Source organism: Pseudomonas sp. TMW22090 (genome assembly GCF_022496665.1).
Taxonomy (GTDB): domain Bacteria; phylum Pseudomonadota; class Gammaproteobacteria; order Pseudomonadales; family Pseudomonadaceae; genus Aquipseudomonas; species Aquipseudomonas gregormendelii.
Genome location: NZ_SCFH01000001.1, coordinates 1,227,368 through 1,247,079 on the forward strand (window position 1 = coordinate 1,227,368; position 19,712 = coordinate 1,247,079).

Here is a 19,712-nt window from a genome sequence, read left to right on the forward strand (position 1 = left end):
CGCAAGAACGCGGGGCAACAGGTTACCCGCCGCGACCTTAAGACCATCGCGAGCAAGCTCGCTCCTACAGTGCAGCTTGATCCGTGCCCAGCAACAGCTCCTGCTCGCTTTCACACAACGCCACCACGTAGTCCCACAACACCCGCAGCCGCACCGACTTGTGCAGCTCGCGGCGGGTGCTGATCCAGTAGCTGCGCAGAAGGCTTTCATCCGGCAGCAACGCCACCAACCCCGGATCGGCACTGGCCATGTAGCACGGCAGCACCGCGATCCCCAGCCCCGAGCGCGCCGCCTGCTGCTGGGCGATGACGCTGGTGCTGTGGAAGACCACCTGGGGGTTGCGGCAGAAACTGTTGAGGAACATCAGTTCCTGGCTGAACAGCAGGTCGTCGACATAGCCAATCCACGCATGCCGACCGAGGTCTTCACGGCTGCGCAACGGTGGCGCGCGATCCAGGTAGTCCTGGCTGGCATAGAGCGCCAGGCGGTAGTCCGTGAGCTTGCGCGTGACCAACATGTCGGCCGCCGGCCGTTCCAGGTGGATGCTGATTTCGGCTTCCCGGTTGAGGATGCTGACAAACCGCGGCACCGCGACCAGCTCCACTTCCAGACCGGGGTAACGCTCGAAGAGGTCATTCATGCGGCTGGCGAGAAACATGATGCCCAGCCCTTCGGTGACCCCCACGCGGATCTTGCCGAGGGGCGCCGTCGATTGGGTCATTTCTTCCTGGGCCAGCAACGCGACGTTTTCCATGGCCTCGGCGTGTTTGAGCAGCGCTTCGCCAGCAGGCGTCATCTGGTAACCCTGGGCATGCTGGACGAACAGCGCGGTCCCCAGGCTTTTTTCGATGGCTTCGATATGCCGGGCGACGGTGGCATGGGTGGTGTTCAAACGACGCGCGGCGGTGAGCAAGCGCCCGCTGCGCTGGAGTTCAAGAAAAAACCGCAGGTCATTCCAGTCGAACATCGATCGTCCCCAAGGCCGCACTGTTTAAAAACGCACAGCGGCTGCGCAAAAATTAACATTCTTTAAACGAAAGCTAACAACTAGGATGACTGACAACAAGAACAACAATACGAGGTCAGGGATGCCGACTTCCCTTGATGAATACGACTATGTAGTAGTCGGGGCCGGTCCGGCCGGTTGTTTGCTGGCCAATAGACTCTCGGCCAACCCGCAGCATCGGGTCTTGCTGCTCGAAGCGGGCGGTCGCGATAACTATGCGTGGATTCACATTCCGGTGGGCTACCTGTTCTGCATCGGCAACCCGCGTACCGACTGGTGCTTCAAGACCGAGGCGCAACCCGGCCTGCAAGGGCGTGCCCTGAGCTATCCGCGGGGCAAGGTGCTGGGCGGCTGCTCCTCGATCAATGGCATGATCTACATGCGCGGCCAGGCCGGCGATTACGACAGCTGGGCCGCCGACGGCAACCCCGGCTGGGGTTGGGACCAGGTGTTGCCGCTGTTCAGGAAAAGTGAAGACCACTTTGCCGGCGACTCGCAGTTTCATGGCGCTGCCGGGGAATGGCGGATCGAACGCCAGCGCCTGTCCTGGCCGATTCTGGACGCGTTCCGTAGCGCCGCCGAACAGCGCGGAATTGCCAGCGTCGATGACTTCAACCAGGGCGATAACGAAGGCTGCGGGTATTTCCAGGTCAACCAGAAAGCCGGGGTTCGCTGGAATGCGGCCAAGGCGTTTCTCAAGCCCGTGCGGCACCGGCCCAATCTCACGGTACTGACTGACGTCGAAGTCGATCGCGTACAACTGGACAATGGCCGCGCCTCGGCGGTCATCAGCCGCTGCCAGGGCCAACCGAGAACCTTCAGGGCTCGCCAGGAGATCATCCTGTGCGCAGGCGCCGTCGGCTCGCCAAGTATCCTGCAACGCTCGGGCATCGGCCCTCGCCCACTCCTGCAATCACTCGGCATCGGTGTGGCCCATGAACTACCGGGGGTTGGCGGCAACCTGCAGGATCACCTGCAACTGCGCCTGATCTACAAGCTGGAAAATGCCCGCACCCTGAACCAGATCGCCGGCAGCGTGTGGGGCAAGATGGGCATGGGCCTGCGTTACCTTTACAACCGCAGCGGGCCGCTGTCGATGGCGCCGAGCCAGCTGGGCGCTTTTGCCCGGTCGGGGCCGGAGCAGACCTCGGCCAACCTCGAGTACCACGTGCAGCCGCTGTCGCTGGAGCGCTTCGGCGAGCCGTTGCATGCCTTTCCCGCCTTCACTGCGTCGGTGTGTGATTTGCGCCCCCAAAGTCGTGGTCGCGTGGAAATCCGCAGCGCCAATGCCCAGGACGCGCCATTGATCCAGCCCAACTACCTGAGTCATCCGCAAGACCTGCGGGTCGCGGCGGATGCCATTCGCCTGACCCGGCGCATCGTGTCGGCCCCCGCCCTCGCCCGCTTCAACCCGGTGGAATATCTGCCCGGGGACAGTTTGCAAAGCGAGGAAGAACTGCACGAAGCGGCCGCGCGCATCGGCACGACGATTTTTCACCCGGTGGGTACCTGCCGCATGGGCAACGATCGGGACGCGGTGGTCGACGCGCAGCTCAAAGTCCACGGCATCCCCGGTCTGCGGATTGCCGACGCTTCGATCATGCCAAGAATCACCTCGGGTAACACCTGTTCGCCTACGCTAATGATTGCGGAAAAGGCCGCAGAGTTGATCCTCAATCCAACCTTAAGGAGTACCACCACGCCAAAGGAACGGGTCACCACCACCTGAAACCCCCGCGCACGCACTACCTACATCGAAGTACCGGCACCCGCCCACAAGGCAGGCGCCGACAGTGGAACAAAAACAACAATCACTGTAAGGGATACCGATATGTCAGAACATGTTCAGCCGCTGGAGACCGTGGGCCGCGCCGAGATCGGTCACGACACCCGCAAGGTCATCTTCGCCTCGTCACTCGGGACGGTCTTCGAGTGGTACGACTTTTTTCTCTACGGCGCGCTCGCCGCAGTGATCAGCAAGCAGTTTTTTTCGGGGGTCAATGACACCACGGCGTTCATCTTTGCCCTGATGGCCTTCGCGGCAGGCTTCATCGTGCGGCCGTTCGGCGCGCTGGTGTTCGGTCGACTGGGGGACATGATCGGGCGCAAGTACACCTTCCTGGCGACGATCGTGCTGATGGGCGTGGCGACCTTCTGCGTCGGCCTGCTGCCCACCTACGCCAGTATCGGCATTGCCGCGCCCATCATCCTGGTGGTGCTGCGCATGCTCCAGGGCCTGGCCCTGGGTGGTGAATATGGCGGCGCGGCGACCTACGTGGCGGAACACGCACCGATCGGCAAGCGCGGCTTCCACACCAGCTGGATCCAGTCCACCGCAACCCTCGGCCTGCTGCTGTCGCTGCTGGTGGTACTGGGGTGCCGCTACTTCACCGGCGACCAATTCGAAGTCTGGGGCTGGCGGATCCCGTTCCTGTTTTCCATCGTGCTGCTGGGGATTTCCACCTGGATTCGCCTGAGCCTGCACGAGTCCCCCTCATTCGTGAAAATGAAAGAGGAAGGCAAGCTCTGCAAGCAGCCGATTCGTGACTCCTTCGGCAAATGGGAAAACCTCAAGGTGGTGCTGATTGCCCTGTTCAGCATCAACGCCGGTCAGGCCGTCACCTTCTACGCGGCGCAATTCTATGTGCTGTTCTTCCTCACCCAGTTCCTGAAGATGGACCCGGCCCTGGCCAACAGCCTGCTGATCATCAGCGTGATCATCGGCGCGCCGTTCTTCATCTTCTTTGGCTGGCTGTCGGACAAGGTCGGGCGCAAACCGGTGCTGATGCTCGGCCTGCTGCTGGCCACGGTCCTGTACTTCCCGATCTTCAAATCCCTGGCGCACTACGCCAACCCGGCCATTGACCTGGCCAGCCAACAGGCGCCGATCACCGTACTGGCCGACCCGGCCACCTGCACCTTCCAGTTCGATCCCGTGGGCAAAGCGAAATTCGACAGCCCGTGCGACAAGGTCAAGACCTTCCTCGTCAAGCAAGGCCTGCCCTACAGCAGCGCCGCAGCCCCTGCGGGTAGCGCCGTACAGGTCAGCGTCGGCGACGTGAAGATCGACGGCTACGACGAAGCCGCCCTGCGCGGTGCGATCACCCTGGCCGGTTATCCGTCACAGGCAGACACCCAGCTGATCAACAAACCGATGATCGTGGCATTGATCGTCGGGCTGATCATCATCTCCGCCATGTGCTACGGCCCACTGGCAGCGTTGATGGTCGAGCTGTTCCCGACGCGCATCCGCTACACCTCGATGTCCCTGCCCTATCACATCGGCAACGGCTGGTTCGGCGGCTTCCTGCCGACGGTGTCGTTTGCGCTGGTGGTCTACACCGGGGATATTTTCTACGGGCTCTGGTACCCGGTGCTGATCACCGGGGTGAGCCTGGTGGTCGGCTTGATCTGTTTGCGTGAGACGAAAAACGTCGACCTGGACACCAACTGACAGCAGACGAAAAAACGCCCCGCACACGCGGGGCGTTTTCGTTAACCTGAGCACATGGGTCATCGCAATCACCAGACCGAGGCAGCGTCTTCATGATCATTTCATCTGCATCCGACTATCGCGAGGCGGCGCGGCGCAAACTGCCGCGCTTTTTGTTCGATTACATCGACGGCGGGGCCTATGCAGAGCATACGTTGCGGGCCAACAGCGCCGATCTTAGCGGCATCAGCCTGCGCCAGCGGATCCTGAAAAACGTCGAGACCCTGAGCCTGGAGACCACCCTGTTCGAACAGAAACTCGCGATGCCGATCGTGTTGGCGCCGGTCGGCCTGACGGGCATGTTTGCCCGCCGGGGTGAAGTCCAGGCCGTCAGGGCTGCGCAGAACAAAGGCATTCCCTTGTGCCTTTCGACGGTTTCGGTGTGTTCGATCGAGGAAGTCGTCGCCCAGAGCCAGCAACCGATCTGGTTCCAGCTGTACGTGCTCAAGGACCGCGGTTTCATGAAAAACGCGCTCGAGCGCGCCAAGGCGGCCGGCGTGAGGAACCTGGTGTTCACCGTGGACATGCCAACGCCCGGCGCGCGTTATCGCGATGCGCATTCGGGGATGTCCGGTCCGTACGCTTCGTCACGGCGCATGCTGCAAGCCATGACCCGGCCCGACTGGGCCTTCAACGTCGGCCTCATGGGCCGTCCCCATGACCTGGGCAACATTTCCAGATACCTGGGCAAGGCCGTGACCCTTGAGGACTACATGGGCTGGCTGGCGAATAATTTCGACCCGTCGATCAGCTGGAGTGACCTGGAGTGGATACGCGATTTCTGGCAAGGGCCGATGATCATCAAGGGCATCCTCGATCCCCAGGATGCCAGGGACGCTGTCAGCTTCGGGGCTGACGGCATCGTCGTGTCGAACCATGGCGGCCGCCAACTGGACGGCGTGCTCTCGACCGCCCGGGCATTGCCACCGATCGTGCAAGCCGTGGCGAATGACCTGACCGTGCTGGTCGACTCGGGCATTCGCTCGGGACTGGACGTGGTGCGCATGCTCGCGCTGGGTGCCAAAGGCGTCCTTCTGGGACGATCAATGGCCTACGCGCTGGCCGCCGACGGTCAACGCGGAGTGGAAAACATGCTGGATATCTTTGCCCGGGAAATGCGCGTGGCCATGACGCTGACCGGGGTGACGTCGATCGATCAGATCGACGAAACCACGTTGGTCCAGGCACAGAAGCTATCGGACCTGGTTTAACTGATTCGACTGCTTTGGCTATTTCTACTGCGTCTCTGCGTCGCTGCGTCGCTGCGTCTACTGTAGGAGCGAGCTCGCTCGCGAAAAACCAGAGGACGCCGCGGGGTGTTTGGGCCCCCGCGTTATCGTTAACGACCATCGCTAGCAAGCTCGCTCCTACAGTTGTGCCTCTTAGAAACTCGCTTTCACCGACAACATGAGATTGCGCGGGTCCCCATAGTAGTTGCCGAACGCCTCGGTACCGATCGTTGCGTAGTAGCGCTTGTCGAACAGGTTGTTGCCATTGAGCGCCACCGACCAGGTGTCGTCGATACGGTAGCCGATGCGCCCGTTCCAGATCGCGTATCCCGACTGAGTGATTTTGTTTCCGGAAGACGGCGACACACGGAAATTATCACTCTGAGCGTTCACCCCAGCGCCAATCGAAAAGCGCTCAAGGACGCCATCGAGCGCGTAGTCGCCCCACATGCGCAACACATGGCGTGGCACGTAACTGTTGAACGCCGCGCCATTGAGGCTGGTATCGATGTCATCGAGAGTCTTGGTCTGGGTGTAGGTATATCCGGCAAGCAGCTGCAGCCGCTCTATCACCTCACCGCTGATCTCCGCCTCGAACCCCTGGGCCCGGACCTTGCCCGCGTTGACGTAGCAGTAGCCATCCGATGACGGGCATGAGGAGTTGAAGTCGGTCTGTGCCTGGTCCTTCTGGAGGGTACGGAACAGGTTGAACGAGCTGTTCAGGCGACCGTCGAACCAGGCGCCCTTGATCCCCAGCTCATAGCTCTGGCCCACGAGCGGCTTGAGCGCCGATCCGTCTTCGGAGCGGTAGTTACCCTGTGGCGTGAAGATATCCGAGTAACTGGCGTAGGCCGTGAGGTTCTCGTTGAGGTCCAGCAGCACTGCGGCGAACGGCGTGACCTGTCCGGTCTCGGTGGTACTTGAGTGCTCGGAAGTTCCCGAATTGATGAACACCGAGTCGGTGTCGGAGTCGTACCAGCTCACCCGCCCGCCGACCACAAGCGTCAGGGGAGCTGCCAGCTTCAGGCGCAGGGTCGAGTACAGGCCCTGTTGTCTGGTGACGGAGTTGACCGGGCCACCGCGGGAGGAATTATCGATGAAGTAACTCTCATCCGGCTCCGGGATATGTTTGTCGGGGTTGAACACATTCTGCCGCTGGGGCAGGAACGCCACGCTGTAGAAATCATCTTTTTTCGATCGACTGGCGTTAACGCCCACGACCAGTTCGTGTTGCTGGCCAAACGCAGCGAACTTGCCATCCACGTAGGCATCGAGTCCGTAATCGACCTGATCGTAGTCATACAGGCTACCCAGCATGCCGGTGGTACCGACACCCGGGGTGACGGCGCCGGAAGCAAAGGCGTACTTGATGTCCTGGGTGTTTTTTGTGTAGACGCTGGCAACCTTCAGCGCCCAGTCCTCGTTGATCTGGTGTTTCACGTCACCGAACACCGTGGTGCGCTGGCTGCGCCAAGTGTTCCAGGACGGATCCAGACAGGTCGAGCGCCCCAGTTTCAGGTCGCTGCCATCGCGGTAACGCGGCAGGCCGCCCCAGCATGGGCTGGCATCAACGTCTTCATAGGCCACGCCCAGGCCCAGGGTGGTGTCGGAACTCAGGTCGAAATCCAGCGCGCCGTAGTAGACCTGATCCTTGCGACTGGCATCGTCGACGGAGTAGTGCCGGCTCTGTTCGGCCACCACCGCCCGCCCCCGCAGGGTACCCGCTTCGTTCAACGGGCCAGCCGTGTCGACCTGGCCGCGATAGTTGTCCCAGCTGCCACCAGACAGTGTGATATCGGTGTGTGCAGCGCTGGTGCCACGCTTGCGCACGAAATTGACGCCGCCCGCCGTGCCGCCCGAGCCCTTCATCATCCCCGCAGCGCCACGCAGCACTTCGACCCGATCGTAATACGCCATGTCACCGCTGAAACTGTCGGCCTGGACATACAGATTGCCCATGTCCAGCGGCACGCCGTCGTACTGATACTGGCCGGACATCCGGAAGCCCCGGGAATAGAAATACTTGCCGCCCATGGTCGAGTCATAGACGGTAATGCCCGGGGTCTTTTCCATCACCTGGTCGATGGTGTTGAGGTTCTGGTCATCGAGCATTTTGCGGGTCATCACCGTGACCGACTGCGGTGTTTCCTTGAGCGAATGTTCGCCTTTGCCGATAGTGATTGCGCCCGTGGTGTAGGAGCCGCTGTCCTCGGTGGTGGCCCCAAGCAGTTGGCCATTGATGTTGGTGGCGCCAAGCTCCAGCGCCGGGCCGGCAGACGGTGCAGGTCGCAATACGTAGGTACCGTTGGCCTGGGGCTCGGCCTGCAGGCCACTGCCGTGCAGGATCCGCGCAAAGCCGTCACTGATAGCAAACGCGCCTTTGATGCCGGGAGAGCTCAAGCCTTGAGTCTGACGCGCATCAAACGAGATGGCCGCGCCTGCCGTACTGGCAAAACGACTGAGCACTTCGGTGAGGCTGCCGGCAGCAATATCGTAGGTTTGCACGGTGCGTTGCTGGTGTGCCGGCGCAGCCAGTGCTACGCCTGGCCAGGCTGCGCTGGTAGTCGCTGCAAGCAAGCCGATTTTTACTGCAATCGCCAGACGACCTGGCATGTACACCCGAGACATGTTTACCCTCCCCCAGAACCCATCAATAAAATCTCACTGAGGGATGAGCCGAACCGTGCTGCTGAAAAGTGCAAGGGCTGTGAAATTATTTTCAGTGGGGCCAGCCCGGCTCTGTGCGAGCAATGCATGCTCGCGAAAGCGGCACTCAGATGGCGCGGCGATCGCCAGCAAGCAGGCGCCTACCGCGAAACCGTCACCCAATAACTGCTGTACCGACTGAGCCGCAACGAAAACCCGCTCTCCAGCGCCGCCAGCGCCAAATCCGTATTGTCGATCGGGAATGCCCCCGACACTTTCAAATCGGCAATACGCGGATCACAACGCAACACGCCCGAGCGATACCGCGAAAGATCTTCGAGCAGATCCGCCAACGGGCGATCGATGGCAATGATGCTGCCCTGTTGCCAGGCGCCGACCGACGCATCATTGCGGCGCACCGGGCCCAGCGTGCGCAGGGTGAAATCCATGCGTTGGCCTGCCTCCAGGCGAACCGTCGAACTGCCTTTGTGCGCACTGACCTCCACGGCTTTTTCCAGCACGGCCACCTCACCGCCCGAGCCTTCGGCGCGGACGATGAAGCGCGTTCCCAACGCCAGGACCTCGCCGTGTCCGGTGACCACTTTGAACGGACGCCGGGAAGGATCGACAGCCGTTGTCACAAGAATTTCCCCGCGCACCAGCTCCAGTACCCGCTGGCGACCGTCGAAGCGCACGTTGACCGAAGTAGCGGTATTGAGCAGCAACGAACTGCCATCGGCTAGTCGCCATTCACGGCGCTCTCCCACCGCAGTGCGCAAGTCGGCGAACAGCGTTTGCGTAGCGTCGCTACGCCAGCCCAGCCACCCCAGAGACCCGGCCGACGCCAGCACCAGGACACTGCGCAAGACGTGTCGACGCGACCGCTCGGCACCGCGCAGGGCCGGGGATGCCAGGGCACCGGGAACGCTTGTCATCTGCTCGCACACGGCTGAAATTCGTTGCCAGGCCAGATGATGGGCAGGGTCCGCGCTTAACCAGTCGCGCCACGCGGTTCGCTCTGCATCGGTGGCTACGCCGGACTGAAGCCTGGCGTACCAGCGGGCAGCTGCGCTGATCGACTTCAACTCCTCTGCAGAAGGGCTCATGTCAGTTGCAACTGAATCTGCATCAGGCAGCAGTGCTCCATGGCCCTGGCCATGTGATTGTTCACGGTGCGGGTGCTGATACCCAGGCGTTCGGCGATTTGCGGGTAGGTCAGGCCGTCGAACTGGGACAGGATGAACGTCTGCTTGACCTTCGTCCCCAGGCCCTGCAGCAGCCGATCAATCTCCATCAACGCCTGCAACAGGATCGCCTGCTCTTCCAGCGACGGTTGTTGCGATTCAGGCATGGTCGCCAGCGCTTCCAGATAGGACTGCTCCAGCGAGCGCCGCCGGAACAGGTCCACCAGCAGGCCCTTGGCGATCATCGACAGGTAGGGGCGCGGCTCACGGATCTCCAGCGCGTTGCGCGCCCTGATCACCCGGACGAACGTATCCTGCGCCAGGTCCGCTGCATCGAACGTGTTACCCAGCCGTTTGCGCAACCAGCTGTTGAGCCAGCCATGGTGTTCGCAGTACAGCTCATTGACGGCACTGCGCAGGGACAATTCGTGGGTGGACATGACAATGGAATTATTCGCGACTGATAATGACTCGCATTGTCATGTTTGTAACAGGTCATTGGCAATACCCATCATCCGAACGCGTTTTATCAGACCTCGGCGTCCAGCAATTCGAACTTCACCTGATCCGGGTAGAACGCGACGTAATCCTTGATCTGTTCCACCGACACCTTGGGCTTCTCGTAACTCCATACCGCGTTGGCCCCCTCATGCCCGGGAACCTGCAGGCTGAAATAGCTGGCATCGCCCTTGTACGGGCAATAACTGGTGTGATCCGTGCGGGCAAAGTACTTCTCGTCGATGTCTTCGCGCGGGACGTAATACACCGGCGGGTAATTGGCCTCCAGCAGCACCAGCGCGCGCAAGGACGCGGCGACCTGGATGCCGTGGAATTTCACCAGAAGACAGCCCGGTTGTTCAGCAATGGTAATGACCGCGGGGGGAGTTGGCATGGAGTGGGTTCCTCTTGGAAGACTTGACTCGATCGGTGCGAAAGCGCGTGCCCGCGCAGGGCAAGCATCCTCTTAAAGGGCAGCCTGGCGTCGTCAAAACCTGCATCACCAGTTATCAGGTATAACCCAAGTTACGCCTGCACGAACGCTTCACAGCCGAACGGAAGCTTCACTCCAGGCTCTTCGGTGATGGGCTCGGCCCGATGGCAGTGGCTCAGGGCAATGATCGGAAACTCATACGCTGTACATCCATACAGATAAAGGTTGATCCCTCGCCCGTCAACCGCCATTCTGTGCACCTCTCGGACATTGAACAACGATGGTGGTCATGCGGCTGTACCTCTGTGAAAAACCTTCCCAGGCCAAGGATATTGCGGCCGTGCTCGGCGCCCGGCGTCGCGGCGATGGCTGCTGGCTGGGAACGGATGTCACGGTGACCTGGTGCATCGGCCACCTGCTGGAAACCGCGCCACCGGATGCCTACGACGCTCGCTACAAGCACTGGGTGCTGGCAGACCTGCCGATCATCCCTGATAAATGGAAGATGACCGTCAAGCCGCGCACTGCCAGCCAGTACAAGGCAGTCAAACGATTGCTGGGCGAAGCCGATGAGCTGGTGATCGCCACGGACGCCGACCGCGAAGGCGAAATGATCGCTCGGGAGCTGGTCGAACACTGCCGGTATCGCGGGCCGATTCGTCGCCTCTGGTTATCGGCGCTGGACGACGCGTCAATTCGCAAGGCGCTGGCGGCGCTCAAGCCGGGAGCCGAGACGTTCAGCCTGTACCACTCCGCCCTGGGCCGCTCCCGGGCCGACTGGCTGATCGGCATGAACATGAGCCGCCTGTTCACCCTGCTGGGAAGGCAGTCCGGTTATCAGGGCGTGTTGCCGGTCGGTCGAGTGCAAACGCCCACCCTGCGCCTGGTGGTGGATCGGGATCGCAGCATTGCCGATTTCGTCCCGGTCGCCTATTGGGCGATTGACGTGCAACTGCTGCACGACGGCACACCATTCACCGCGCAATGGCGCGCAGCTTCCGAGGTTTGCGACGACCAGGACCGCTGCCTGAACCCGGAACTGGCCCGGCAGGCCGCAGCAGCTATCAGCCAGGCGGCCAGCGCCCGGGTGGTCAAGCTGCGTACCGAGCGCCTGCGTGAAGTCGCCCCCCTGCCCTTCGACCTGGGCACTTTGCAGGAGGTCTGTTCGAAGAAACTGGGCCTCGGTGCCCAGGAGACGCTCGACATCGCCCAGGCACTCTACGAAACCCATAAAGTCATTACCTATCCCCGCAGCGACTGCGGCTACCTGCCGGTCAGTCAGCACGGCGAGGCGCCCGGCATTCTGGCAGCGTTAAGGCAGGCCGACCCCGGCCTGGACGCATTGAATGATCACCTTGAACCGCACCGACGCTCCCGCGCCTGGAACGATGCCAAGGTCAGCGCTCACCACGGGATCATCCCCACGGCGGCGGCAAAGAACCTCGAGCGACTGGTGGGCAAGCAGCGGGCGGTGTACACGTTGATTCGCGCACGCTACCTGGCGCAGTTCCTGCCCAACCACGAGTACGACCGGACCCAGGCCGACTTTGATTGCGCGGGTCAAGCACTGCGGGCCGTCGGCAAGCAGATCGTCGAGCCCGGCTGGAAACGCGCCCTGCCCGAGGCCCTGGCCCCGGCCAAGGGACGCGAAGCGCCGGTTCCGCAAACCTTGCCGGCCCTGGCCGAAGGTCGTGAATGCAAGGTTGTCGACGTCAAGCTCAAGGACCTCTGGACTCAGCCGCCCAAACCCTTCACCGAGGGCGACCTGATCAAGGCGATGAAAAATGTCGCCAAGCTCGTGGAAGATCCGCTGCTCAAGCAAAAACTCAAGGACACTACCGGCATCGGTACCGAAGCGACTCGCGCGTCGATCATCCAGGGGCTGCTCGACCGCGGCTACCTGATTAAAAACGGCAAGGCGCTGGCCGCGACCCCGGCGGCATTCAGCCTGATCGACGCCGTGCCCCGGGCCATTGCCGACCCGGGTACCACGGCGATCTGGGAACAGGCGCTGGACATGGTGCAGAGCGGCGAGATGAGCCTGGAAGAGTTTGTCACCAAACAGGCCGCCTGGATGAGCAAACAGGTGGCCCGCTGCGCAGGCCTTAGCCTGACCATCAGCGGGCCTGCAAGCCCGGCAGGGCGCGGAGCCACGCCGTGGAAAAACAAACGCAAACCGGCCAAGCGCAAACCGGCCACCAGCGCCCGGCGCACGGCAAAACCGGCGAGCAAACCATAAGGGCACTTCGCAAGGACCGTGATGGTCTAGTGTTGTTCAAGCCCGGCGCCAGCCCACTACCTGAAAAGGCCTCCAACATGATTATCGTCCATCACCTGAACAACTCTCGCTCGCAACGGATTCTCTGGCTGCTGGAAGAACTGGGCATTCCCTATGAGCTCAAGCGCTACCAGCGTGACCCGAAGACCAACCTGGCACCGCCGGAGTTGAAGGCGGTCAATGCCCTGGGCAAATCCCCGGTCATCGAAGACGGTCAACAGAAGTTGATCGAGTCTGCGGCCATCATCGATTACCTGATCCGGCGCCACGGCCAGGGCCGCCTGCAACCTGACCCCGCCACAGCCGCCTATGATCAATACGTGCAATGGCTGCATTTCGCCGAAGGGTCAGCGATGCTGCCATTGATGCTGAACCTGTACGTGGGTCGACTGGGCGAGGCTGGCGCGCCATTGCATCCACGGATCAACTCGGAAGTGGCCAACTACCTGGGTTACCTCGACACTGCGCTGAGCCAGGGCGACTACCTGCTGGGCGCTGAATTCAGCGCTGCGGATATCCAGATGAGCTTTATCGGCGAGATCGCCAGGGCGCAAGGCAAACTCGGTCAGTACCCGCACGTCGCCGCGTGGGTCGACCGCTTCCAGAAACGTCCAGCCTACGTGGCCGCACTAAAGACCGGCGGCCCATACGATTTCGCGCCCCACTGATCAACCCGGTCAGGAGCCGCTTTCAATGCCCGTGATAGAACTGCACGCCGCCCAACGCGACGATCTGGACACCATTGAAAACCTGATGCAGTTCTACCTGTACGACTTCAGTGAATGGCTCCCGCTGAAGCTCGCAGGGCACGGCTTCTTCAGTATCCAGCCCCAGGTGGACTACTGGAGAAAGCCGGCCACCCGGCCCTTCCTGATCACGGTTGACGGCGAACTGGCCGGCTTCGTGACCGTCGACGACCAAACCCACCTCGACGGTGCGCAATTGAACATGGGTTATCTGTTCGTCACTCGACGTTTTCGTGGCCAAGGCGTCGCGAAGTTTGTCGTCTCTGCCCTCTTGAGCGCCCACCCGGGTCAATGGCAAATTTTCCATATCGATGCAAACCACCCGGCGCGGCGGTTCTGGGCCGGACTCATACCAATTCTCACCGGCAATCGGTACAGCGTGCACCAGCGAACGGTGGATGGATATCCCTGCACCTTTTACCGCTTTGAAACCCCGCCCCAGTCGGTCTGAACCGGGCACACTGGCCCTCCTTGCTAATTCCAAACCGCTTTGTCCGACAATATGTAGTGCGCAAAAATAATCACTACATAACCATTGACGCCTCCGATTTGCCCTTGCATGATGCAGACATCTCCCCGATCGGGAGTACGGCAACATGTTTGAGCAAGCTCGTCTGACCGCCGAGCTGTTATTCCCGGATACACGCTGCCCACAAGGCAGATTGAAGAAGCTGACCTGGCCCGAACGTCCAGTACAAGGACGAGAAGCGCTGGCGATCAATCCTCATGAAGCTTGTGGCCGACCCTGAAAAGTCGGCAGTGGCCTCCAGGTTTTCGCTGCTTCTCTTCGTTGTGACGCTATTGCGTAGCAGTTATTCAACACGACTACATGCAACAGACGCGGGACCTCGCCACATTCGGCGAATGAACGCTGACGTCCTGGTTTCGGTGCCAGGGATCAACTAACCGATGGGCTACCTGTATTAGCGAACCAACTTTGAAAGATCACCAAATGGTCAAGGGGCAAATCATGAATCTGAACAATCAACCAACTATCGAAGAACTGGCTCGCATGTTCGCGGCGCAAAAAGACAGCCACGACAGCCATATTCTGTGGATCAGCAAGTCGGGCCAGGTTCATATGGACTGCCTGGCAACGCACGCCGACGAGGCGGAATTCGACAAGAACAACCAGAACCTGCTTGCCCGACTGAAGATGTACCGTCGCGGCCAGGGCTACGTTGGCAAGAAAGCCGCCGCTGATAAAGACTTCATCGGCAGTGTTCTGCAAACGCTGAAGCAGGCGTGGGCGTCGATGCAGAACCAGAACGAAGTTCGGGTGATTGACCGGTTCTACTGAAACTTCACACCCCTAATATAAAAAGGGCCTGCTCTCGCCAAAGAGCAGGCCCTTTTTATTAGCGAAGTTGCCTTAGCGTTTAACGCCCAGATCAATCTGGGTCATGCGGCTGCGAATGGTGAACACCCCATCCCCCGAGAGAATCGCGCTGCGTGCAAACAGGCGACCGCTTTCCCAGTTCGAAAGGCCCAGCTCCGGCTTGTTCAATGCGTACTGGCCATCCACCCAACGGGTGATTCCGTTACCCACGAAAGGCGCATTCACGGCGTTGTAGAAGCGCTCCTGGGTGCTGGCGTCCTCACTGATCAACGACACCGTGAATTGCGGGCTGTAGCGGTTGAACAGGTCGATGGACTGATCCAGGTCATCCACGATTTTCAGACTGACTTCGGGCGTTTCCTCCCATTCCCACTCACGCCCCAGTTGCGCCTCGGGCAATGGCTCAGCCAGCGCTTCGGTACGGTAGCCATCGGCGCGATAGACCTCGACGCTCGCCGTTTGCCACTCCGGCGGCAAGCGCCCTTCGCTGCCCTCGACGATGTGCAATTTGCAGCCTTGCCCACGGCTGTTGCCGGCCTGCTGCAGGGCGTCGAGAAACAACGGCACCAAATCAGCCGCCCGGTCGCGGTGAATCAGGCAGACGTTCAGGGTGTTGCAGACCTTACGGTCAAGGGAGTTGCGCACCACGGCGGCAAAACGCCGGGCGTCGGCGTCCTTGTCCGCAATCAGCCAGGCGCCTCCGGTGCCGTGCAGGCTGACGGCGGTGCCGGCTTGCTGGGCGATACTGCCCAGCTGGCTCACCGCGCGGCCAGAACCTCGGGCCACGGCCAGCGACAGGCGCCGGTCGGCGAACATGGCCCAACCCGCTGCGTGATTGACACTTTCCACCAGCGACACAGCGCCGGCGGGCAAGCCCGCATCGGCCAGCGCCGGGTTCAATGCATGGGTAACGATGGCCTGGGCAGTGCCCAACGCATCACTGCCGATACGCAGCACGGCGGTATTGCCCGTACGCAGAACGCCAGCAGCGTCGGCGAAGACATTCGGCCGGCCCTCGAATACAAACGCAACAATGCCCAGCGGTGAGACCACCTGCTCGACCTTCCAGCCGTCATGCTCGACGCAACTGATGACTTTTCCACGAGACGCCGACGCATCGCGCCAGGCCTTGAGTCCGGCGATCATGTCGCGGCGCATCGGCTCATTGGCCAGCAGTCGCGTAGTGGAACGTCCACGGGACTTGGCCCGCTCGATATCGGCCAGGTTCGCCGCCTCGATCAACGCCCAGGCCTGCGGGCTTTCCAGGCGCTGCGCGAAACGGTCGAAAAATTCGCTGATCGCCTCATCCGACACGGCCGACATCGCCTTGAAAGCCGCTTCGGCGCGCTCGATCGCCACGGCTGCGGCTTGCTGGTCAGCCACCGGAATCAAGAGCAATTCACCACTGACCTGCTCCACCAGAAGGTGGTCACCGGGCTGGAACCGCTCAGCCAGTTCGGGGCTGACGACAGTGACACGATTCCCGGCGAATGGAATGGGCGTGCCAGCGATTAGACGATCGAGCGCAAGAGACATGAAGCGGTTTCACCATGCAATGGAGGGGCAGAAAAGGTACCGGAAAATCCCCGGAGCGTCATTCCCGGCCTTTCAACCCGCTCAAGCGTATCCACGTGTATCCACCTCCATCCCCGACACATTAACCCTCCAATCTCCCTGGCCCACGACACATCGCTGATACACCCGGCTGATGAAATCCGCCTGTCGATTGGCCTGGCCGATCAAAACGCGCAACGGAGATCCCGCCCATGAACACCTCACTGTCTTCGGCCGTCAAAGGCCTGCACTTCAACCTCGACCGCGCCGGCAGCTGGATGGCGCCGCTGACCTTGCGGGTGTTCCTGGCCTGGGAATTCTTCGAGTCGGGCCTGGAAAAATGGAACGGGCAGAACTGGTTTGCCGACATTCAGGAGCGATTTCCGTTTCCGTTCAACCATGTCCCCGCCACCTTCAACTGGGAACTGTCGATGTGGGCCGAGCTGATCTGCGCCCTGGCCCTGCTGGTGGGCCTGGGCACGCGAGTCTCGGCGCTCATCCTGATGGTAGTGACCGTGGTCGCCACCGCAGCGGTCCACTGGCCGGCCGATTGGTCTACATTGAGTGAGCTGGCCCAGGGCTACGCCATCAGCAACAAGGGACATGGCAATTTCAAGCTGCCGCTGATCTACCTCGCCGCGCTCCTTCCGCTGGTATTGACCGGGGCAGGTAAACTCAGCCTTGATGCGCTGCTGGCATGCACTTTCTGGCGCCGTAACATTCGTTGAAATGTTACCGTGGCAAGCTACACCCCCCTCACTCGCGTAGACAGGAGCCACCATGAGCGTAACCACCCAATGGATCGAGATCGACAGCGCCGACGGTAAATTCGGTGCCTACCTGGCGATTCCCCACACGCAAAAAGGCCCGGGGATCGTATTGATCCAGGAGATCTTCGGCGTCAACGAGCACATCCGCTCGGTCGCCGAACAATACGCTGCCGACGGCTACCTGGTGGTCGTGCCGGATCTGTTCTGGCGTAGCGGCCCGCGCATCGAGTTGACCTACGACGAAGCCGGCTGGAAACGCGCCGTCGAACTGATGAATGCCACCGACATCACCAAAGCCCAGGACGACATCAAGCTGGCCATTGCCGCTCTCAAGGACCAGCCGGGGCTGGATGGTGGCGTGGCCTCGATTGGCTACTGCTTCGGCGGCCTGCTGTCCTACCTGACCGCCGCCAACGGCCTGGTGGACGTGGCGATCACCTACTACGGTGGCGGTATCCAGGACCAGTTGGACCGCGCCGACGAAATCACCGTGCCGCTGTTGATGCACTTCGGCGAAGAGGACAGCCACATTCCACTGGAAGCCGTGGAAAAAATCGCCGAGCGCTTCGAGAACAACGACTTCGTGGAAATCGTCATCTACCCGCAAGCCGAACACGGTTTCAACTGCTCGCACCGCGACAGCTACAACCAGCGCGCTGCGGCTGAAGCCCATGGCAATACGCTGATCTTCCTGGGTCAGGAACTGTAAAACGGCGGCACGCGAAAAAGGCACCTGGGAAGGTGCCTTTTTTGTCGTCCATTGTTGAAGGTCGTCCCCACGCCGCTACTTCGCGTCCCCGCCCCGCGGCTTGTAGAACCTGAACCTGCCGATATCCGCCGTCTTGATGTACTTGGCCGCCCAATCCGGCCGCACCGTCTTGTCATGGAAATACATCGCCCCCAGTGTCCGGTCGTTGAGTGTGCGGTTCAGCGCCTTGCGCGCGATCTCCTTGGCGACCGCATACTCGGCATCCTCCCTGACCTGATCCGAACGCCCGTCGCACCACCAGGAAAACTGACAGTTACGGCTTTCCGAGCCCTCCTTGACCACTGCGCATACCGTGTCGGGAAAACCTTCGTGCCCCAGGCGGTTCATGACCACGCTGGCCACGGCTTCCATTTCCCGGGTCTGCCTGCCCTTCGCTTCCCAGTAGATGGAGCGCGCAAGACAGGTTATGGCGTCATCCAGCGGCGCCGAGCCGGCGGGATCGACCGCCTGCACCTCCGAGGTGGTGATCGCCTCGGCCTTGGGCACCGGGACGTCGGGGCCTTTTTCCGCGGCCTTTTGCTCAAGCACCTCAGCCTTGTCCTCGGCTTTTTGCTGTTCAAGTTCAGTGGCCATCACCTGGCTGCCGATCAGGGAGAGTGCCAGGCAGGTTGCAGTCCACATCAAGCGCATGATCGACCCTTTTCAAAGAACCGGATGGGGCAGCGCATTATCGACGCTGTTACGCGCTGTATCGGCGCCCTGGCTTGATTGTAGCCGCCCAAATTCATTTCATCCGGTGGCCAATAAAACTGTTTCAGGCGCAAAAAAGGCATTGCGCAAGCGGGGGTGAAATCGCGCATCATGGGCGCAGTCTGCCCAAGGGGATTTTCATGCGCTTCATTCCATCCGTTATGCGCCTTGCCGCGTTGTCGTTGGGCCTGTCATTTGCCGCCCAGGCGCTGGCGGTCGATGAGAAACAACTGATCGATTCGATCAACCTCTACCGCACCCAGCCCCAGCGTTGCGCCGACCAGGTATCGCCGGAACTGCCGCCACTGGCAGGTGATCCACGCCTGGCACTGTCGGCGACAAACGTGCGCAACCTGCAGCAAGCCATGGCCAGTGCCGGCTACCCGATGGTCAATGTGCAGGCGATCACCCTGTCCGGCCCCCGCGATGCGCAATCGGCCATGCAAGCCATTCGGGAAAGTTTCTGCCACGTGGTGCTCGACCCGCAGTTTGTCGACATCGGCGTGAGTCGCGACGACCGCGATTGGCGCATCGTGCTGGCGCGGCCGCTGATGTCCGCACGCCTGGGCGATTCCCAGGCCGAAGGCCAGAAAGTCCTGACCCTGCTCAACAACGCCCGCAGCCAGGCTCGCCAGTGCGGCACGCAATCGTTCGCTGCCACCACCCCGCTGGCATGGAACGCGACATTGGCGAGCGCCGCCGAGACCCATTCGCGAGCCATGGCCAACAACAATTTTTTCGATCACAAGGATCGCGACGGCCGCACGCCGGGTGACCGGGCGGAATTGGCCGGCTACATCGGCCAGCAGATCGGCGAAAACATCGCCGCAGGCCAAGACACCGTGGGCAAGGTCGTCGACGGCTGGATCGCCAGCCCCGGTCACTGCGCCAACCTGATGAACCCCGCGTACAAGGAACTGGGCGCGGCCTACGCGGTAGACCCGAAGAGCGATGCGGGGATTTACTGGACGGCGATGTTTGGCACCCAGTAATGACCGAGGTATCAATTGTTTCGATCTTTCAAATCATGAAGGCGAATTTTTTATTTCTGCGCGACCTGTTCAAGATGGCTGCACT

Annotated in this window: 17 protein-coding genes and 1 pseudogene; 10 read left to right on the top strand and 8 right to left on the bottom strand. The window is 61.2% G+C overall.

What is annotated here, in order from left to right; all coding sequences use genetic code 11:
• Positions 1 to 64: 64 nt before the first annotated feature.
• Positions 65 to 967 carry a LysR family transcriptional regulator gene (locus EQV97_RS05600; RefSeq protein ID WP_122839581.1) on the bottom strand — a complete coding sequence of 301 codons (903 nt, stop codon included), beginning with the start codon at positions 965 to 967 and terminating at the stop codon, positions 65 to 67.
• A 121-nt stretch (positions 968 to 1,088) separates the two neighbouring features.
• Here EQV97_RS05600 and EQV97_RS05605 point away from each other — a divergent pair, with 121 nt between their 5' ends.
• The 3 genes from EQV97_RS05605 to lldD all read left to right on the top strand — a co-directional run bounded on the left by EQV97_RS05605 (position 1,089) and on the right by lldD (position 5,710).
• Complete coding sequence (locus EQV97_RS05605) at positions 1,089 to 2,735, top strand: GMC family oxidoreductase N-terminal domain-containing protein (RefSeq protein ID WP_225568464.1); 1,647 nt, start codon at positions 1,089 to 1,091, stop codon at positions 2,733 to 2,735.
• 102 nt (positions 2,736 to 2,837) lie between these two features.
• A complete protein-coding gene (locus EQV97_RS05610; protein WP_045057681.1) occupies positions 2,838 to 4,460 on the top strand; it encodes an MFS transporter in 1,623 nt (540 codons plus the stop codon).
• Between the two features lie 92 nt (positions 4,461 to 4,552).
• Entirely contained in the window at positions 4,553 to 5,710 is a 1,158-nt protein-coding gene (lldD, locus tag EQV97_RS05615; protein ID WP_225568465.1) for an FMN-dependent L-lactate dehydrogenase LldD, read from the top strand.
• A 58-nt stretch (positions 5,711 to 5,768) separates the two neighbouring features.
• Here lldD and EQV97_RS05620 read toward each other — a convergent pair.
• The 5 genes and pseudogenes from EQV97_RS05620 to EQV97_RS05640 all read right to left on the bottom strand — a co-directional run.
• A pseudogene (locus tag EQV97_RS05620) lies at positions 5,769 to 5,849 on the bottom strand (outer membrane lipoprotein carrier protein LolA); the annotation flags it as partial.
• A 32-nt stretch (positions 5,850 to 5,881) separates the two neighbouring features.
• Positions 5,882 to 8,356 (bottom strand): TonB-dependent siderophore receptor, encoded by a 2,475-nt coding sequence (locus EQV97_RS05625; RefSeq protein ID WP_240888609.1) that lies wholly within the window; start codon positions 8,354 to 8,356, stop codon positions 5,882 to 5,884.
• A 179-nt stretch (positions 8,357 to 8,535) separates the two neighbouring features.
• Complete coding sequence (locus tag EQV97_RS05630) at positions 8,536 to 9,480, bottom strand: FecR domain-containing protein (protein ID WP_240888610.1); 945 nt, start codon at positions 9,478 to 9,480, stop codon at positions 8,536 to 8,538.
• On the bottom strand, positions 9,477 to 9,998 hold the full coding sequence (locus EQV97_RS05635; RefSeq protein ID WP_122839576.1) for a sigma-70 family RNA polymerase sigma factor: 522 nt from the start codon (positions 9,996 to 9,998) through the stop codon (positions 9,477 to 9,479). Before EQV97_RS05635 ends, EQV97_RS05630 begins: the two co-directional genes overlap by 4 nt.
• Positions 9,999 to 10,087: 89 nt before the next feature.
• Complete coding sequence (locus tag EQV97_RS05640; RefSeq protein WP_240888611.1) at positions 10,088 to 10,450, bottom strand: DUF427 domain-containing protein; 363 nt, start codon at positions 10,448 to 10,450, stop codon at positions 10,088 to 10,090.
• 328 nt (positions 10,451 to 10,778) lie between these two features.
• On the opposite strand from EQV97_RS05640, the gene EQV97_RS05645 reads away from it, so the two are divergent.
• The 4 genes from EQV97_RS05645 (at position 10,779) to EQV97_RS05660 (ending at position 14,813) form a co-directional block, all read left to right on the top strand.
• Positions 10,779 to 12,728, top strand: coding sequence for a DNA topoisomerase III (locus tag EQV97_RS05645; protein ID WP_240888612.1), 1,950 nt, complete (start codon positions 10,779 to 10,781; stop codon positions 12,726 to 12,728).
• 77 nt (positions 12,729 to 12,805) lie between these two features.
• Positions 12,806 to 13,435: a glutathione S-transferase gene (locus EQV97_RS05650; protein ID WP_240888613.1), complete on the top strand. Its 630-nt coding sequence runs from the start codon at positions 12,806 to 12,808 to the stop codon at positions 13,433 to 13,435.
• Positions 13,436 to 13,460: 25 nt separating this feature from the next.
• Positions 13,461 to 13,964, top strand: a complete 504-nt coding sequence (locus tag EQV97_RS05655; protein ID WP_240888614.1) for a GNAT family N-acetyltransferase — start codon at positions 13,461 to 13,463, stop codon at positions 13,962 to 13,964.
• 519 nt (positions 13,965 to 14,483) lie between these two features.
• Positions 14,484 to 14,813 (top strand): hypothetical protein, encoded by a 330-nt coding sequence (locus tag EQV97_RS05660; protein ID WP_122839905.1) that lies wholly within the window; start codon positions 14,484 to 14,486, stop codon positions 14,811 to 14,813.
• A gap of 72 nt (positions 14,814 to 14,885) precedes the next feature.
• Here EQV97_RS05660 and EQV97_RS05665 read toward each other — a convergent pair whose 3' ends face one another.
• A complete protein-coding gene (locus EQV97_RS05665) occupies positions 14,886 to 16,388 on the bottom strand; it encodes an aldehyde dehydrogenase family protein (RefSeq protein WP_240888615.1) in 1,503 nt (500 codons plus the stop codon).
• Between the two features lie 230 nt (positions 16,389 to 16,618).
• Here EQV97_RS05665 and EQV97_RS05670 point away from each other — a divergent pair, with 230 nt between their 5' ends.
• Together EQV97_RS05670 and EQV97_RS05675 are read left to right on the top strand one after the other, a co-directional pair.
• Complete coding sequence (locus EQV97_RS05670; RefSeq protein ID WP_122839572.1) at positions 16,619 to 17,134, top strand: DoxX family protein; 516 nt, start codon at positions 16,619 to 16,621, stop codon at positions 17,132 to 17,134.
• 52 nt (positions 17,135 to 17,186) lie between these two features.
• Complete coding sequence (locus EQV97_RS05675; RefSeq protein ID WP_122839571.1) at positions 17,187 to 17,885, top strand: dienelactone hydrolase family protein; 699 nt, start codon at positions 17,187 to 17,189, stop codon at positions 17,883 to 17,885.
• Between the two features lie 75 nt (positions 17,886 to 17,960).
• Here EQV97_RS05675 and EQV97_RS05680 read toward each other — a convergent pair whose 3' ends face one another.
• Positions 17,961 to 18,575: a cell wall hydrolase gene (locus EQV97_RS05680; protein ID WP_225568471.1), complete on the bottom strand. Its 615-nt coding sequence runs from the start codon at positions 18,573 to 18,575 to the stop codon at positions 17,961 to 17,963.
• 200 nt (positions 18,576 to 18,775) lie between these two features.
• Here EQV97_RS05680 and EQV97_RS05685 point away from each other — a divergent pair, with 200 nt between their 5' ends.
• Positions 18,776 to 19,627, top strand: a complete 852-nt coding sequence (locus tag EQV97_RS05685) for a CAP domain-containing protein (protein WP_240888616.1) — start codon at positions 18,776 to 18,778, stop codon at positions 19,625 to 19,627.
• Positions 19,628 to 19,712 lie beyond the last annotated feature (85 nt).